15 protein-coding genes and 1 CRISPR repeat array are annotated in these 15,851 nt (G+C 69.9%); of the genes, 5 read left to right on the top strand and 10 right to left on the bottom strand.

Going from position 1 to position 15,851, the window contains the following annotated elements; all coding sequences use genetic code 11:
* Nucleotides 1-51 precede the first annotated feature (51 nt).
* Nucleotides 52-726: a TetR/AcrR family transcriptional regulator C-terminal domain-containing protein gene (locus A6A06_RS14370; RefSeq protein ID WP_073761586.1), complete on the top strand. Its 675-nt coding sequence runs from the start codon at nt 52-54 to the stop codon at nt 724-726.
* A 422-nt stretch (nt 727-1,148) separates the two neighbouring features.
* Here the strand turns inward: A6A06_RS14370 and A6A06_RS14365 are convergent, their stop codons facing one another.
* Both A6A06_RS14365 and A6A06_RS14360 read right to left on the bottom strand, forming a co-directional pair.
* Nucleotides 1,149-2,147: a S66 peptidase family protein gene (locus A6A06_RS14365; protein WP_073761585.1), complete on the bottom strand. Its 999-nt coding sequence runs from the start codon at nt 2,145-2,147 to the stop codon at nt 1,149-1,151.
* 325 nt (nt 2,148-2,472) lie between these two features.
* Nucleotides 2,473-3,261, bottom strand: coding sequence for an SDR family NAD(P)-dependent oxidoreductase (locus A6A06_RS14360; RefSeq protein WP_073761584.1), 789 nt, complete (start codon nt 3,259-3,261; stop codon nt 2,473-2,475).
* Nucleotides 3,262-3,333: 72 nt separating this feature from the next.
* On the opposite strand from A6A06_RS14360, the gene A6A06_RS14355 reads away from it, so the two are divergent.
* Nucleotides 3,334-3,711 (top strand): MerR family transcriptional regulator, encoded by a 378-nt coding sequence (locus tag A6A06_RS14355; protein WP_073761583.1) that lies wholly within the window; start codon nt 3,334-3,336, stop codon nt 3,709-3,711.
* 306 nt (nt 3,712-4,017) lie between these two features.
* Here the strand turns inward: A6A06_RS14355 and A6A06_RS14350 are convergent, their stop codons facing one another.
* Nucleotides 4,018-4,614, bottom strand: coding sequence for a TetR/AcrR family transcriptional regulator (locus A6A06_RS14350; RefSeq protein WP_073761582.1), 597 nt, complete (start codon nt 4,612-4,614; stop codon nt 4,018-4,020).
* 94 nt (nt 4,615-4,708) lie between these two features.
* Here A6A06_RS14350 and A6A06_RS14345 point away from each other — a divergent pair, with 94 nt between their 5' ends.
* Complete coding sequence (locus tag A6A06_RS14345) at nt 4,709-5,929, top strand: alpha/beta hydrolase family protein (RefSeq protein WP_073761581.1); 1,221 nt, start codon at nt 4,709-4,711, stop codon at nt 5,927-5,929.
* A gap of 121 nt (nt 5,930-6,050) precedes the next feature.
* Here the strand turns inward: A6A06_RS14345 and A6A06_RS43905 are convergent, their stop codons facing one another.
* Both A6A06_RS43905 and A6A06_RS14335 read right to left on the bottom strand, forming a co-directional pair.
* Nucleotides 6,051-6,602, bottom strand: coding sequence for a DUF6211 family protein (locus A6A06_RS43905; RefSeq protein WP_443333750.1), 552 nt, complete (start codon nt 6,600-6,602; stop codon nt 6,051-6,053).
* Between the two features lie 514 nt (nt 6,603-7,116).
* Nucleotides 7,117-7,510: direct repeats of the CRISPR family, unit length 28 nt; unit sequence GTGGTCCCCGCGCATGCGGGGGTGGTCC.
* Nucleotides 7,511-7,628: 118 nt separating this feature from the next.
* Entirely contained in the window at nt 7,629-8,951 is a 1,323-nt protein-coding gene (locus tag A6A06_RS14335) for a tetratricopeptide repeat protein (RefSeq protein ID WP_242440728.1), read from the bottom strand.
* A 168-nt stretch (nt 8,952-9,119) separates the two neighbouring features.
* On the opposite strand from A6A06_RS14335, the gene A6A06_RS14330 reads away from it, so the two are divergent.
* Both A6A06_RS14330 and A6A06_RS14325 read left to right on the top strand, forming a co-directional pair.
* A complete protein-coding gene (locus A6A06_RS14330) occupies nt 9,120-9,446 on the top strand; it encodes a hypothetical protein (protein ID WP_199930863.1) in 327 nt (108 codons plus the stop codon).
* Nucleotides 9,447-9,483: 37 nt separating this feature from the next.
* The gene (locus tag A6A06_RS14325; RefSeq protein WP_079194006.1) at nt 9,484-10,134 is read left to right on the top strand and encodes an NAD-dependent epimerase/dehydratase family protein; all 651 of its coding nucleotides are present in this window, start codon (nt 9,484-9,486) and stop codon (nt 10,132-10,134) included.
* Nucleotides 10,135-10,264: 130 nt separating this feature from the next.
* On the opposite strand, the gene A6A06_RS14320 is transcribed toward A6A06_RS14325, so the two are convergent.
* The 5 genes from A6A06_RS14320 to A6A06_RS14300 are packed head-to-tail and all read right to left on the bottom strand — an operon-like array spanning nt 10,265 to nt 15,315.
* Nucleotides 10,265-10,975 carry a type I-E CRISPR-associated protein Cas6/Cse3/CasE gene (locus tag A6A06_RS14320; RefSeq protein WP_242440727.1) on the bottom strand — a complete coding sequence of 237 codons (711 nt, stop codon included), beginning with the start codon at nt 10,973-10,975 and terminating at the stop codon, nt 10,265-10,267.
* The gene (gene cas5, locus A6A06_RS14315; protein WP_073761577.1) at nt 10,972-11,877 is read right to left on the bottom strand and encodes a CRISPR-associated protein Cas5; all 906 of its coding nucleotides are present in this window, start codon (nt 11,875-11,877) and stop codon (nt 10,972-10,974) included. Before cas5 ends, A6A06_RS14320 begins: the two co-directional genes overlap by 4 nt.
* Nucleotides 11,874-13,238, bottom strand: a complete 1,365-nt coding sequence (locus A6A06_RS14310; RefSeq protein ID WP_073761576.1) for a type I-E CRISPR-associated protein Cas7/Cse4/CasC — start codon at nt 13,236-13,238, stop codon at nt 11,874-11,876. The genes cas5 and A6A06_RS14310 overlap by 4 nt, the downstream gene beginning before the upstream one ends.
* Entirely contained in the window at nt 13,235-13,798 is a 564-nt protein-coding gene (gene casB / locus A6A06_RS14305) for a type I-E CRISPR-associated protein Cse2/CasB (protein ID WP_073761575.1), read from the bottom strand. The genes A6A06_RS14310 and casB overlap by 4 nt, the downstream gene beginning before the upstream one ends.
* The gene (locus tag A6A06_RS14300; protein ID WP_242440725.1) at nt 13,795-15,315 is read right to left on the bottom strand and encodes a type I-E CRISPR-associated protein Cse1/CasA; all 1,521 of its coding nucleotides are present in this window, start codon (nt 15,313-15,315) and stop codon (nt 13,795-13,797) included. The genes casB and A6A06_RS14300 overlap by 4 nt, the downstream gene beginning before the upstream one ends.
* Nucleotides 15,316-15,851 lie beyond the last annotated feature (536 nt).

Genomic DNA, 15,851 nt, shown 5'->3' with positions numbered 1-15,851 from the left:
ACCTCTCTATCACTGACCAAGTGAAATGCCGGTGTCAGATATACTCGATCAGTGACCAAGAAACAAGCCGCCGCCCGCACCAAGGTCGGGATCACCCTCGACCACGTGGTCGGCGCGGCGTTCGACGTACTCGACCGGGGCGGCGTCGCCAAGCTCTCCACCCGGGCCATCGCGGCCGAGCTGGGCGTCAGCATGAACACCGTCATGTGGCACATCCGCACCAAGGACCGGCTCATGGACACCATGGCCGAGGCCGTGCTCGGGGAAGTCGACCTGGCAGACCTGCCCGAGGACTGGCACGATCAGGCGGCCGAACTGCTGGGGCGGCTACGCCGGGCCATGCTCCGGCACCGGGACGGCGCCCTGCTCGTCGCGGGCACCTTTCCCGCGGAACCGCAGACCCTCGCCTTCACCGACCGCCTGGTGACCGCCCTCCTGCGCGGCTGCCCCACCCACAGGACGGCCGCATGGACGGCCTGGAACCTCTTCTACTTCACCCTGGGCCTCGTCCAGGAGGAACAGGCGGCACCCGCCGACCAGCGCGGCCGCCTGCGCGCCCACGTGGCCGAACACCACTTCCCGGCGCTGGACTCGACGCTGGACGACTTCATGTCGGTCGACTTCGAGGCACGCTTCCGGTTCGGCATCGAGCAGCTCCTGCACGCCGCCTCGACCGTGGCGGCACCGGACACCGAAGCCGGGGGCCCGCCGACGGGACCGTCGTAAGGTGATCGACGCGCCGCCCCGACGGAGCGGGTGCCGGCGTAGATGCCCAGGTCGGCCAGTTCACCGTGGAGGGAGTGGAGGGAGTTGCGGGCGGCGGCGCCGATGGGGCCAGGCCGCTGAGCCGGGGCATGGGGTGGACTGTCGTGACGTCGGTGGTCAGACGACCCGTGCCCGACCACGTCGATACGGCCGAAGCGGTCGCGGATACCGGCGATCAGCGCGGGCACCTCGGCGGGCCGGGACAGGCCGGCGGTGAAACCGGCCGCCTCGATGCCGTCCGCCGCCAGGGCCTACAGGCCGTCGTGAGTGCGGAACACGACAGGTCACAGCCCTCCGTCCGGGCGCACGCCGATGTCCGACAGAACTCAGCTCTCAGCTCTCGGCTCTCGGCTCTCGGCTCTCGGCTCTCAGCTCTCCGCTCTTCACTCTCCTCCGCTCTCAGCGACCGCCGCCTCAAGCAGGGACAGCGTCCGGTTGTCCGCGTCCACGTCCGCGCGGACGCCGATGGGCAGCGGCAAGTTCGGCGAGGTGTGGCCGAAGTCGACCTGGGCGAGGACCGGGATGTCACGCTGTCCCAGGACATCGAGCACCACGTCGCGCAGCTCCGCGCGCTCTCCGCCACCCTCGTGGGGCGTGACCTCGGTCGGGATGCCGACCACCATGCCCGCGATCCGGTCCAGCACTCCGGACAGCCGCAAGGTGTGCAGGTCGTTCCAGATCCGCGAGACCGGCCGCTGCAACTCCTCCCAGAACAACACGGCGCCGTCGAACTGTTCGGCGGCCGGCGCGAACGGCGTCGCCTGCAGCAGGACCAGGCGGTTCAGCAAACCGCCGAACAGCGGTCCCTGCGCGCGGCCCGGCCGCCAGGTTCCCCAGGCCCCCATCGCCGGCAGTACGCCCGGGGCCTCGGCCTTGGTGAGCACACGGGTGTAGAGGTCGACGAGCTCGGAGCGTCGGGCCTGGTCGCCCAGCGTGTACCAGTCGCTGCCGAAACCGTGGGTGGCGATGTCGGCGTGAAAGCCGACGAGGCCGGTCCTGGCGTGCAATGCCATGTGCAGCAGCGAGATATCGCTATAGCCGAGAATCGGTTTGGGGTCGGCCCGGATCGCGTCCATATCGATCAAATCGAGATAGCCGATGACCGCCTGTCCGCCGGTATGCGCGACGATGGCCCGCACCTCCGGGTCCCGGAGCAAAACGTTGAGTTCATCGGCCTGCTCCGCCGGAGCGCCCGACGCCCACCAGCGATTCCGCGCCGGGTCGACCATCGGGCTGACCCGCACGCGAAAACCCATCCGCTCAAGCATCGCCACACCGCGGGCAAGCAATGGTTCCTCACCCGGCTCAAGCTGCCCCGAGGGCGCGGTAACGACCACGAGATCGCCGGAACGCAACGCGCGGGGCCGAAGGATCGCAGGCATGGGACCTCCTCCTTATTGATCAATAATGGCGGGCAACAAGGCTCGTGCTGCCGATATTCCGCCTCACCGACGTGCATCAACTCAAGCCCCGAAAGCCGGGCTGGTCCGCCTCGAACACCCTTTGCAGGACGAAATGCCGGAGTTCTCGAAAGCGAGTGGGAAACGGCGCTCCGCCGGGTGAAGCTGGTGGTACCGGCCTGGGGTCCCCGTGTGTGCAGGGGTGGTCCCCCGCCGGGAGGACCAGATGAGCGCGATGCCCGGGGGCCCCGTGCCTGCGGGGGTGGTCCATCCACCGGCGGCTCCGCCACCGGAGAAGCGCGGCACCTCAGCTGCCGAGTGCCGCCTTGCGCAGGGATCGTTCCGCGATCCGGGTGGCCGTCGACGCGGGCAGCAGGCGGCTGAAGACGAAGGTCTGGACAGCGTTGAGACGGCCGTCGACGATCGCCGGGCCCCGGCCGCGCAAGGCGGATATGACGGTGTCCGCGACGGCACCGGGCTCGCGCTTGCCCGGCATGCGCCGGGTGTTCATCGCGGTGGCGGTCGGCCCGGGGCTGACCGCCACGACCCGCACCCCCGTCGACCTCGTCTCGGCCCACACCGCCCGGGTGAAGGACAGCACGAACGCCTTCGAGGCCGCGTAGGCAGCCGCGTACGGAGCGGGCGCGTACGCACCGGTGCTCGCGATGTTGACGATCGCCCCCCTGCCCCGCGCGACCATGGCGGGCAGCAGCAGCGCCGTCAGCTCCGCCACCGCGCCGGCGTTGAGATCGACCAGGTGCCGCACCCGAGCGGGATCGCTGTCGGCGACCGGTCCCAGCGAACTGGCGCCGGCGTTGTTGACCAGTACGTCGACCTCGGTTCCCGCATCCGTCAGCCACTCGGCCAGCCGGGAAGGAGCGTCCTGGTGCGACAGGTCCAGCGCCGGCGTCGACACCTGGACCCCGTACTCGGCGCGCAGCCGCTCGGCGGCCGCCTCCAGGCGTGCGCCGTCCCGTGCGACCAGGACCAGGTGCATGCCCTGCCCGGCCAGCCGCTCGGTGATCGCGGCTCCGATGCCGGTCGCGGCGCCGGTCACGACCGCGGTCCGCCGCCTCGCCTCTTCATTCGTCTTCATGCCCGGAACGGTAAACTTTGACATTAACGTCAATGTCAAGCCTGACTCGGTGGACTCGGTGGAGGAGACGGCGTGCGCATCGGAGAACTCAGCAGGGCCACCGGGGCCAGCACCCGTTCGCTCCGCTACTACGAGAACCAGGGGCTGCTCTCCAGCGACCGCCGCCCCAACGGATACCGGGAGTACGGCGAGGAAGCCGTACGCCAGGTCGCCTTCATCCAGGACCTCTACCGCGCGGGACTGCCCTCCCAGATCATCCGGGACATCCTTCCCTGCACCGCCCCCACACCGCCCCCCGGCGAGTGCACACAACTCCTGACCCGCGTCCGGCAGGTCCGCGACGAACTCGCCCGCCAGGAGCAGCAGATCGCTCAGCGCCGCGAGATGCTCGACCGGTACCTCGCGGGCACGGCGACCCCCGCCGGCCTTGGCGGCCAGCCCCGCCGCTGACCGCCGTCGCGCCCGGTCAGGACCCGGTAGTTCGAAGACACTGCGGTCTCGTCCCGGGGCAGCGAGGTGCATCCGGAGCGGCTCGACGACGCCCCGGGGGCACTGGCCGACCAGCTGGCGGCCGAACTGGACCGTGGCGGCTGTGTGTTGGCCGTACGCACCCCTCCAGCGCTCACACGGCACACGATTGCGCGAAGACCACCGCGACCGCCGGAGACCACGGCAGCCCTGCCCCAAGCCCGAACCCCGTTCGAGAGCCTGAGACGGCTGGTCATACCGGAGGTCCCGGTAGTGCTCAAGGAGAACTCACTCCCCCCCGGCGGCGGCGTGCAGGCACAGCAGGCGGTCGACCAGTTCGTCGGTGTAGGCGGGAGTGAGCGGGCCCGTTCCGAACAGGATGCGGATGTACATCGGGGACAGGATGAGATCGAGCACCTGGAGGACGTCCGGCGGCTGTTCACCTCGGTCCCGGGCCCGGTCGAGCATGGCCTGTAGCTGGCGGGCGCGTTCGGCGAGAAACGCGTCGCGGGCCTCCAGGCCCGGCTGCCCGGAGTTGGACAGGGAGATGGCCAGGCGCAGTATCGCCATCCCGTCCGGCCCGGCGACGTCGCGGGCGGCGGTGGCCGCGTAAGAGCGCAGATCGCCCTCCAGGCTGCCGGTGTCGGGCGTGGGGGAGGTCGCGCTGAGCCGGGTGATGGCCACGTCCGAGAGGAGGGCTTCCAGGTTTCCCCAACGGCGGTAGATGCTCGTGTCGGCCACGCCCGCGCGGGCGGCGACGTCGCCGACGGTGAAGTTCCCGTATCCGCGGTCGCCGACCAGGTCGGCTACCGCCTGATGCACTGCCGCGCGGACACGAGCCGCTCGGCCACCGGGCCGGCGGGCCGGCTCTCGTTGCTTCTCCATGACCCCCACTTTAACGCAGTCGAGACTTGCGTTTATTGCTTCCGCACCCCTACAGTCCCACTAAACGCAGCCAACAACTGCTTTAGGAGTGTCAATGGAGCCCCTGTTCTTCCCCCACAACCCTTCGTTCTGGTTCGAGACACTGCGGTCCTTCGGTCACATCGCCTACGGCGGCGCCGACTTCGGGGAGGTCGTGGTGACCACGCAGCGGATCACCGCCGGCGACTACGACAGCTGGCACGACGAGTGGCTCGCCACCGCCGACCGGGTGGCCGACGAGGGACGTACGGCCCTGGCCGGCGGGCACCGCGTCAGCGCCCGGGACGCCTTCCTGCGGGCGTCGAACTACTACCGAAGCGCCGAGTTCTTCCTGCACGGCGACGCCACGGACCCGCGCATCCTGCACGCATACGACGCGTCGGTGAGGTGTTTCCGCCAGGCCGCCGCGCTGTTCACCCCGGTCATCGAGCCGGTGGAGATCCCCTACGAGGACACCGTGCTGCCGGGGTACCTGTACCGCGCCGACGACTCGGGCGCCGCCCGGCCGACCGTGGTCATGTTCAACGGGTTCGACGGCACGGCCGAGGAAATGCACTTCGCCGGCGCCGCCGCGGCAGTCGAGCGCGGCTACAACGTCCTGTCCTTCGACGGCCCCGGCCAGCCCGGCACCCGCCACCACCACGGCCTGATGTTCCGTCCCGACTGGGAGAACGTAGTCGGCCCCGTCCTCGACTACGCCCTCACCCGCCCCGAAGTCGACCCCGCCCGGATCGCCCTGCTGGGCAACAGCATGGGCGGCCTGCTCGCGCCGCGCGCCGCGGCCTTCGAACACCGCCTCGCCGCCGTCATCGCCCTCGACGGCGTCTACGACATGGGCGACATGGCCACCGGTCTCCTGTCCCTCGACCGCGCCGAGGCCGAACGGCGGCTGCGCGCCGACCGCGACCCCGAGCTCGACGCCGCCGTGGAGGCGGCCATGGCCGCCAGCCCCAAGATTCGCTGGATCGTCGACCAGGGCACGTACGTCATGGGGGCCGACACCCCGCGCGGGGTCTTCGCCACCTTCCTCGACTATCACCTGCGCGACGGCATCGCCCAGAAGATCACCTGCCCCACCCTGGTCTGCTCGGCCCCGGACGACGTGTTCTTCGAGGGCCAGCCCGAACTGCTCCACAAGCACCTGACCTGCCCCAAGACGCTGCTGGAGTTCACCGCCGCACTGGGCGCGGACGCACACTGCCAGGCAGGCGCCCAACGCCTGGCCTTCGCCCGCGTATACGACTGGCTGGACGACGTCCTGACCGAAAGCGCCTGAGAACCCGACCTGACTGCCCTGTACTTGCCCTGTACAGGGCAGTCGTGAGCGGTGGCTCGGCGGCTCGGTGACTTGCTGCGCCATCGCCGTTCCAGCCGTGTTCGACTGCCCTCCGCTCAACTCACCTCGGTCGCTGCCGGCCCGTGGCGTACCCCCACGGGCCGGCACGTCGCGCCCGCCTCGCCAGGAACACGCCACGGCCGGGAGGGGCCGCCGGGCCACCAACCCGAAACAGCGCGGCGCTCGCTACGTGATGGGGGTCCCGGGCGAGGCCCCGATGTCCGGTCCACCGCCGCGCCCGAGACCCTCCCGGTCCGCGAAGTACTGCCACACCCTCCAGCGCTTCCACTTCGGACGGCGCCGGGTCGAAAGCTCGTCCCAGTCGTCCGGTGCCGGCCACCCCTTGCGCAGGTCCGCGCGCGAGGAGGGCGTGCGGCCGGTCTTGCGGGACCCTGGGGGCCGGGGCCGGCGCCCACGTACGGCTGCCGGCCGATTCGAGCCGGGTGAGGGTGGCCATGTCAGCCAGGGGGACGGCGGCGATCCGATCGATCGACGCGGCGGGGGGCTCGCCATGACGACCGGCGTACGAGGGGGCGCGTGTGGCAATTGCGCCACCGGGTTTTGAGTTCCGTTCGGAGCTTACGACGTTCCGGGCAGGACGACAGGACCCCACCACGAAGCGCACGCCGCCGGACAGACCTCCTCAGAACTACAGAACCGACTCTCCCGGCGGCTACGCACAGTAGCCCCTCAGCAGACTCGGGCCTCGACCATTCACGGCCCCATTCAGGCAGCACACGTCGCCCAACTTGGCTCCCGCACCTAACGGCTCTCGGCACGCGAGGTGGCGACAGCCTGCCGCGAGGTGATCTCGCTGGGCTTCGGCGACGACACCGGGTACGACGGCCACGGGGCAAAACCGGCTCCGGACCGGCCAATCACACAGCCCACATGCGGAGCGGGGCCGCACCACACCTCCGACTCGATCGCCCAAGCCTTCTGCGCCCTTCAACTCCCCCTCGCAAGAGACCGACGACATCGACGGCACAGGCCCGCCGCCTGCAGGTAGTAGCGTGATCAGGGAACTAGGCTTCCACCTCGAACACTCCTCCTAGGTCGAAATGTCGGAGTTCTCGAAAGTGAGTAAGAACCCGCGCTCCGCCAGATAAAACTGCTGGTCGCGGCCTGTGGTCCCCGCGCATGCGGGGGTGGTCCCGGAGGGACCGCCAGGCCGGCCTTCTTGTGCCAGTGGTCCCCGCGCATGCGGGGGTGGTCCCCTGGATCCGCGCGTCCAGCAGGTCCCGTTCCGGTGGTCCCCGCGCATGCGGGGGTGGTCCCGCTACGGACCCAACGTGCCGATCCCGCTGCTTGTGGTCCCCGCGCATGCGGGGGTGGTCCTCGCCCGGCCAGGCCGGTGCGCCGTACGTACTCGTGGTCCCCGCGCATGCGGGGGTGGTCCCGCGGGCCCTTCGACGCGGGCGACGTCGGGTTCGTGGCCCCCGCGCAGGCGGGGTTGGTCCACGGACGGCCTGCTCGGCGTAGGTGTGCACGTCGTGGTCCCCGCGCATGCGGGGCTGCCCCCGGCGCTCTGCGGGCCGCCTACCGCCGCAGTGCTCCCCGCACACGCAGAGGTGAACCGCCTCCGACGCACGTGGAGCGGCTCTGAGGCGCATTCTCGGCGCGAGCAGAGGTGGACCGCTCAGGTCAGGAGACGGGCAGCTGTCTGCCGGAGTTGCTGTGCTTCGCTCACTCCCCCAAAGCGCCGCAGCCGTACGCGCATGTCGTGCAGCGCGGCCTGGACCTTTACTGAGCGGATGCCGTCGGCGCAGTCGAGGAACGTGTTCCAGGAGGCCAGCGCCCCGTCGAGGTTGCCGCGGCGTAGGCGTACGCCGGCGAGGTCGGCGTGGACGATGGCGCGGGTGCGGCGGCGGTCGAGGCCGTGGATGTCGAGGGCGAGGTGGAGGTGTTCTTCGGCGGCGGGCAGGTCGCCGAGGCGGGAGAGGATCATGCCGGATTCGTGGGCCCAGCGGCCGGGTGAGTAGTGGGCCGCCCAGGAGTCGCCGGGGGTGGCGGCCGGGCGGCCGATGGCTGTTTCGGAGGCGGCGAGGTGTTGGGTGGCCAGGTGTCGGTCGTCGTCATGGGCCGCGGCGGTGGCGAGGGTTGCCTCGTAGTAGGCAATGGCGCGGGCGTTGTCGAGGTTTTTGCCGTGTTCGACGCAGGCTTCGCCGAGCTGGACGGCTTCGGCCCTGAAGCCGAGGTCGACGCACTGGACGGCCAGGCCGCGCAGCGCGGTGGCCGACAGCTCGGGGTCGCCGGCTTCGGCGGCGAGGCGGAAGGCGTGCGCGTAGTAGCCCTGGGCCAGGCCCCGCAGCTCGGGGGTGTCTCCTTCGTCCTGGGCCATCCATCCGGCCAGGTGCACCAGCTGGGACGCGGCGGCGAAGAGCGCGCGGCCGGTGGCTTCGGTGAAAGAGCCATTGAGCCAGGGGGCGACGTCGTCGGTGAGGTAGCGCACGGCGAGGTGGCGGGCGTGGCCGCCGCCGAGTTCGGCGGCGGAGTCGCCGAGCGAGATGACCATGCGCTGGACGGCGGCGACCTCGCCCTTGCCGACGCGCACCGCACCCGCGGGCGGGTTCTTGGTGCGGCGGGTGATGCTGTCCGGGTCGGGCAGGCCGAGGGCGGCGAGGGCGTATCCGCTGGACGCGGTGACGAAGTTCCGGCGGTCCACGTCGCTCCTTCCCAACTCCAGGGCTGAGGCCACGGTATCGGTGCCAGCGTCTGCTGGAGGGCGCGTGTCCGGCACGTCGATCGCGTGAACATCCAGATCTAACACCTGGGCGACGTAGGGCCACCAGTACGCGGGCGTGCGCTCCCCCGTGAGCCAGCGGCGCGCGTACTGGCGCTCGACCCGCCCCGAGTCGCCGCTTTCTGCTTGACCTGCCGCGCGGGCCAGGTCGGTCGGTCCCCACCCGCGCTCGGCGCACGCGTTCCGGATGAGCTGCGCGATGACCTGGTTCTTCGGCATCGGGGCCCCTCCCTGACCTACGCGGGCCTACACGGGACTACGCCCGGGCCCCTCCTCCGGCGGTCTACCCGCCCCTTGACTGAACTGCACACCCCAGGGCCTACGTCGCGCGCCGCGTGCCACGGCTGCGACAGCCGGCCGAGTCCGCTTCCGGTGAAGGAGATGCCCATGACGACCACTCCCGTCCTCCCAAGTGATCGCACGACTGCCACCAGCGACAGCGCCGCGGCGCCACGGCCTGAAGCCTCCGGTGTCCCGGAGCAGCCGCTGCGGATGGTCTCCCACGTCGTGCCGGCCGCGGGCCATGACCTGACCTACCGCCACGACCGGAGCGAGATCGAGCTGCCGGTCACAGTGCACTTCACCGACGGCACCACCGCCCAGACCAACCTGCTGCTGAACCCGGGGCAGGCGGAGCTGTTCGCGATCCAGACCGAACAGGCCGTCAGCCGGCGCGCCGACGCCAAACGGGCCCAGCCGCTGTCTGACGACTGAGGGCAAATCCGCACCTGCAGCCGACGAAGGAGGAACCGTGCCCGTTAGCTTCGATCTCACCCAGCTCGCCGACCGTACCGTTCTGGTGACCGGCGGGGCCGGGCTGATCGGCAGCCGCATCACCGGCCTGCTGCGCGCCCTGGGCGCCCGCCCGCTGTCCCTGTGCACCCTCGACGCCTACCCCCGCCCCGTCTACCGCGACCTGTTCGGCATCGACCCGACCAGCCCCGACATGATCACCGGTGATGTGCAGGACGCCGAGCTGGTACGGCACCTGGTGCGCCGCTCGGACTACGTCATCCACGCCGCCGCCCTCGCGGACGTCGCGGCCTGCACCCGCGAGCCGATGGCGGCACTGTGCAACAACATCACCGGCACCCAGGTCCTGCTGGACGCGGTGGCCGCCAGCGACCGCATCCGGCGCTTCGTGCTGACGTCCTCGGCCAGTGTCTACGGCAACGGCAACCCCGACGACTGGGCCTCCCCCTGCCCCGAGCTGCGCACCGTGCGCGAACTCCTCGAAGCCGTCTACGGCCGTACCCCGCCTCGCTTTCACGAGCAGGCACCGCTGCGCCCGCTGTCGGTGTACGCCAACGGAGCTGTCATCTCGTCGAAGAGCTCCAACCTCGGCGATATCTGCTGCCAGCCCTGCGCATACAGAGCTGATCTCCCGATGGCTTCCCTTTAGGCACCACATGCTCGGCTCAGCTCCGCCGCAAGCGGGCGCGCGTTGATCGCTTCTGTCCCGCAGGTGGGGAACCGGCTGAGGAGAGTCGAGTGGAGCCGGAGGCGAAGTGGAGAGGAGCACGCACAAAAGGTCACCGAGTCAGGATGAGCCCGCAGCTGTACGCCCGGGCGTGGCCGATGCCCTCGGAGAGGGCGGTGACGAATGCTGCGGGGTCGGTGATGGTCAGGGAGCCGCGCAGCTCGGCGCGAGCGATCTTCAGTCCCTTGTGGGGTGCCGGGCTGGACACCGTGGGCAGCATGCGCACGGAGATGGCGTCAGGGTCCGCAGAGGCGCCGACGCGGCCGGGAATGTGCCCATCTCCGAAGAGGCGGCCGCACCACTTCCTGACGCCGTCCGGCTTGGTGTGTGCGACCCGTTGGCCTCTGACAGGCTGCCCGTCCGGGCCGGTTCGGTGCTTGCTGTACGTGGGGTTGATGACGGAGCGGAAGCCGACGGTGTCTCCGGCGCGGAAAGTACGGTCGACGGTGATGAGGTGTGGGGCGTCTCGTAGTGCGGCTTTGGGTACGTGCCCCCAGTCAGCGGCGACCTTGGCTTGTACGACCAGGACGAGGGCGGCCGCTTTGAGGTCCAGTGCCCACGTCGACAGGACGCCCATCTGCGCACGGGCGTCCGGACTGCCGTCGTCGACCCACCCTTGGAATCCGCTCATCACCGTGCGGTGCATGTCCTGGGCGTCGATCAGCGACTTGGCTACGTAGGGGTGGCGCGCATCCAGGGTGAGCACGGAATGGGTCGCGACGAAACGAGCTGTCGCCGTGCGGGGCTGCGAAGAGATGCTCACGGGATGATGTCTTTCCATTCGGTGGCGTTCGCGGCGATCGTGACCCTGCGGCGGACCTCCCAGCGGGTGGTGTGCTCAGGCTGCAGCGAGTCGAAGCTCACCGGCTGGTCCTGCACGGGCGTGGCGCCCCGTTCGGAAGGCCGGACTTGGAGCCACGCCCAGGGCTTGCGCGTCGCATCGGTCGTACCATCGGGCCCGGGCAGGAGCCGGTGGGTACGGAACGCCGCCTCCAGGTCGCCGGGGACGGTTTTGAGGGCGAGGGTCCCGGACGGCGGGCAGGACTTTCGGCCCAGCCACAGCAGATGCCGCGGGTGCTCCAAGGCGCGGGCCACGGTCTGCAGGAAGTCCTCGTCTTCGTGCTGGAGCCCTACCAGGAATGTCGCGTCGGCCAGGTACCACCGTTCGGTGATGAGGCTGGAGCGGTGCAGTTCGCCGGAGACCAGTACGCCGGAGTGGGGGTCGGTCGCGATCTTCTTGGGTGCTCCGTACCATCCGGCCAGCGCGTGCCGGCCGAACTGGTCCCCGGTGGCCGCGTCGAGGCTGGCCGAGACGGCGGCGGCCCGACGGTGGTCGGTGATGAGGTCGCGGGGGCGCAACGGGTAGGAGCCCGCGCCGACAGTGTGGTAGTCCCGGACGGGGACGCCGGGGTGGTCGGCACGTACCCCGAAGGCGGTCCCGGCCAGCTGTCCCAGGAGAGTCGGCTTCGTGTGCTCCTTCCCCCCCGAGGACCTGTCCGGTTCGGCCAGGCCCGTGGTCCGGGGCAGCCCCAGGGCCGCTGCGCACATCCCGACCACGGCGGACTTGGTGGGCCGGCTGTGCGAATCGCGGCGAGCGGCGAAACGGCTGGCCATGCCCCACGACTGCAGAGGCCCGGCCAGCCTGAGGAGCAGTACGTGTGTCACGGCGTCAGGCCCCCGATGGAGTCCACCCGGGTTGCGCTCAGTGCATCCAGATCGTCCAGGAGCACGTCGATCTGCGGGTCGTACGTGAGCAGACGGGCCGTACGGATGTCGGGGCGGCGCTCGCTGACGAAGGCATGGTGCTTGAGCAGACGCTTGACGCCGGCGGGCCCGGCCGGTCCTTCGCCACCCTTGCCCTTCTTGTCCTCCTTGCCATCCTTGTCCTCCGGGTTTTCGTCGACAGGCTTCTGGAAGGCACCCGCGTAGCTGTACGGACGCTCGCCCTCGAAGGCGAGGACCAGGGCCGGCAGCGAGCCGGTGGAGGCCGTGGAGTTCTTCTTCGCCTCGGGGAACGCTTCGACGAAAGCGTTGACGAATTCCTGCTCCGCAGCGACCGCGGCCTCTGCTGCCTCCGCCTCGGTCATGCCGGCGGCCTGGAGGTTCACCTTCAACTGGCGCCGGTCGAGCACGGCGTGCCGATAGAACGTGCCGGAGATGAGCGACTGGTAACCCGTCATTCCCGCGCCCGCGTCATCCGCCGCGTCCAGGAAATCCAGCGCGTTCTTCTTCCGTTCCAGCTTGGCGTCGTCCGCCGCGGCGTAGAAGTCGTCGACCTGTTCGGCCTCCTGGATCGTGAAGGCATGCGCGCTTTGCACGGCGCCGTCCACGTTGGGCGAATCGGCGATCTCCGCGAGGAAACGGCCGTACAGCGCAATGTCGATGGCGTCGCGCGGAGCCAGTGCCGTGAGCACCGCGGCACGCGTCTCCTTGGGGAGCGGTGGCAGCTCTTTCGTCTCCGCGGCCTCGCCCTCTCCGTTCGCGGCCTCTTCGGCTGCCTTGCGCGCACCCCGCTTCGGCTTGGCGCTGGCTGCCTGGGCGGCGAGGTATTCGTCCCGCCACCCGCGCAGGCTGTCGGCCGCTGCCGCGATGTGCCCGGCGATCCGCTCGCCGGTGTCGGCCGGTGCGAACAGCAGCACCTTGGTGAGGTTGGCGACCGTCTTCTTGGCCGGGTCGCCGAACTTCAGGCCCGTGGCCTCCAACACGGCGCGCGCCGTGACGAGGGCCTCGTCCTTCTCCCAGCCGTGGACGGTTTCCAGTACGCGCGCGGTGAGCAGCGCCCACTCACGGGTACGCAACCCCGTGGTGCGCCCGGCCAGCGGGCCGACTCCGGCGTTGGCCCGGTTGCGGGCGTGCACCCGCTCGGCCCGCCGCCGCGCCTGGCTCGTGATCATGTGCCGTTCGACGCCGCCGAAGACGATCGTTTTCGGTGATCCGTTCTCATCGCGTACCGGCAGGACCGCGACCAGTGTCTCCAACAGGTGGAGGGAGAGGAACTGGCCGCGTGGGGCGGAGGTCTCGGTCACGTGCTGCTGCCCTTCTGGGTGCTCTTCCTGCCGGTGTCGTACGGTGCGTGGAAGTCGACCGCCCAGTTGTAGGCGATGCGGGCCTTCCGGTCGTTCCATCGCTCAAGGTCGGCGACGAGATCGGTCCAGGACGGCGGTTGCTGCTCGCAGGCGCGCAGCCGGGCGATGCCGTGCTGGAGGTGCCGCCAGGGGATGCGGCGGCTGGCCACGATCCGGTCCACCAGCCGCGTGGCACCGGGGTCGTCGGGACCGCGGCCGCCTGGCCTGCCGATCCTGCGGGCCGCGGCACCGAAACTGCCGAAGCCCTGGGTGGGCCGCCCCACACCCCGGTGGTAGACAGCGAAGAGGAAGGCGACCTGCTCGTAGATCTCCCTGCTGGTCTGGTTGTCCTGGTCCGGGGCGTACCAACCGGCCCGGATGCTGGCGCTGGTGCCGGCCGTGGCGCGCCGGAGCTGGGCGAGATCGCCGTACTCGCGGTTGTGCACCAACGTGAGAAGCCAGGCGGTGAGCCGGGCTGCCCCCAGCTCCGTGGCCTCCCACCCGGATGATTCGCTGGTCATGCTCCTCCGTTCTTGTGGGCGGTGAGGGCGGTGAGGTCGGCCGGAGCCCGGGAACTGGTGAGTTCGGCCTCGAAGCTCCTGCGTGCCGCCGCGCGGGCCCGCAGCCCCGGCCCGTTCTTCGGCAACGAGTCCAGTCGGGCGTCCAGGAACTCTCGTGCCATCTGCACCAGCCACTCCACGTAGCCGGGCATGCAGTCGGTCACCATCGCGCCCTCGGCCACGTCCAAGAGCAGGGTGTGGAAGGGTTCCTCCGTCGCCTTCCACTGCTCGCCCCGCGCGTCGAAGCGGGCGAGCTGTGCCTTCTTGTCGCTGGGTTTGGGATTGGGGTACGTGATGGCCCAGGCCGCGTACGCCGCCCGGTCCAGGCTGCGGGCGATGTGTTCTGCCACCTCGGAGCCGCGCAGCGACGCCTGGTAGAGGGCCGGGGCCTGGCCCGGCGCGAAGGGAAAGACGCTGGTGACCCAGCCAATGGGGGTGGTCTTGTTCGAGAGGAGACCTACCGCCAGCAGGTCGAAGGGGTGGCGGTCAGCTCCCCGTTCCCTGGGTAACTTCGCAAGGCGTGCATACAGCCCGCCGGACTCCTCCTTCACCGCGGCGTAAAGAGCATGCGCTTCTCGCCACAGATCGCGGGTAGGGGACGGCCATAGAGGCTTCGTCTCCCCGGTGCGTGTCTCGGTCATGACGGCGTCCTGCAAGTGCAGCTGCGTGTCCAGTTCCAGCAGCTCACCAGCCCCAATGAGCACTCGGTCGACGGCGGCCTGCTCGCCATCGAGTCCGGGCGCCGGTCGCATCAGCACCGAACGGCCCAAAGAACTGTGCAGGTCCGCGTAGCCTCGTACGGGACGAGGCGGCGGCTTGGCCTCGAATCCCCGCCTCTCGATCGGCCCCTCCGTCCAGGTCAAGTTCAGCACGCGCGGATCGTCGCTTGTCGGCACCAGGTTGAGGCGGAGGGTGTGGCCCAGGGTCTGTCCCACAGCCAGAACTCGGATCCTGCCGCCGAGCCGCCCGTTGGCCAGGTAGGTGATGGTCGGCCCTAGCGTGGCCTTTCCCGAAATGCGGGCTCGTCCAGACAAGCCGAAGACATGCTGAGTCAGCATCGCCCGGAAGGCTCTGGCTGCGGGCAGCGGCTTGGAGTGATCCAGGTGGTGATGGTCAGCGAACTGGTTGTAGTCACCCGCGTGTTCAATCACCAGCTGGGCGGTTCCAGTGCCGTGCTCCTCGATGAACGGCGCAAGAAGGGAGTTCTGTCCCAGGGGCCGTTCGGGGTGGAACAAGTTCCAGTCGTCGTCCGGTTGCTCGGCCAACCACGAGGAAACCGCATCCAGGGGGTGGCCCTCTTGCACCCAGTCCTGCCACTCCTCCGCCGACGTGGGATACGTACCCGAGGCGTAGCACAGGGCGAGCAGGAACTCGACGAGGGCGGCCTTCTCCCCCGGGGTGTCTCCGTCGATGTCCGTCAGCTGATCGGCCTGCGCGAAGAGCTCCGTCAGGTCCTGCTGAACCACCTCGCCGTCCAACGACAGAGCTTGTACGCATGGGCGCACGCGAGGGTCCCAACGAGGGCGGTCGCTTATTGCGTCGAGCGGGGCTGGATCAGCCGGTTGCATGGCGCGTGACCTCGGAATCTCACATCCGCCTGAGTGGAGTGTGGAATGGGTGGGTGACTGGTGACAGGGCCAAGGCGTGGGAGCCGCAGCACGCCTCGGACAGATACGTCGGCTCCGCCCGGCCAGCAGATGATGCGCATACAGCCCGTCGGCTCGTCAGCAGGTACGTCCTTCCGTCCCCGCCGACGCGGGGAAAGATCGAGGCGTGTCTGCTAACGAACGCCACCGAGGGCTCAGCCCTGCTGACGCAGGGGGCACAGCTCCGACCCGAGAACTTCCGGTATGGTCCCGGAGTAAGGCCCGTATACCGCCACGGCCGACACGACACGCTCTTTGGGCAAAAGAACGTTGGCCCGTGGCTTGAAGACGGTTTCTCCCGGCAAGTGCAGTGCCGGGAGGGACCTCTTCACATGAGCGTCATGAGATGTGAGACCACGGCCGAAACG

The sequence above is a fragment of the Streptomyces sp. CB02923 genome (assembly GCF_001905005.1).
GTDB lineage: Bacteria > Actinomycetota > Actinomycetes > Streptomycetales > Streptomycetaceae > Streptomyces.
Note: the sequence above shows the minus strand (reverse complement) of the source record. Positions and strands in the feature narration are given on the sequence as shown.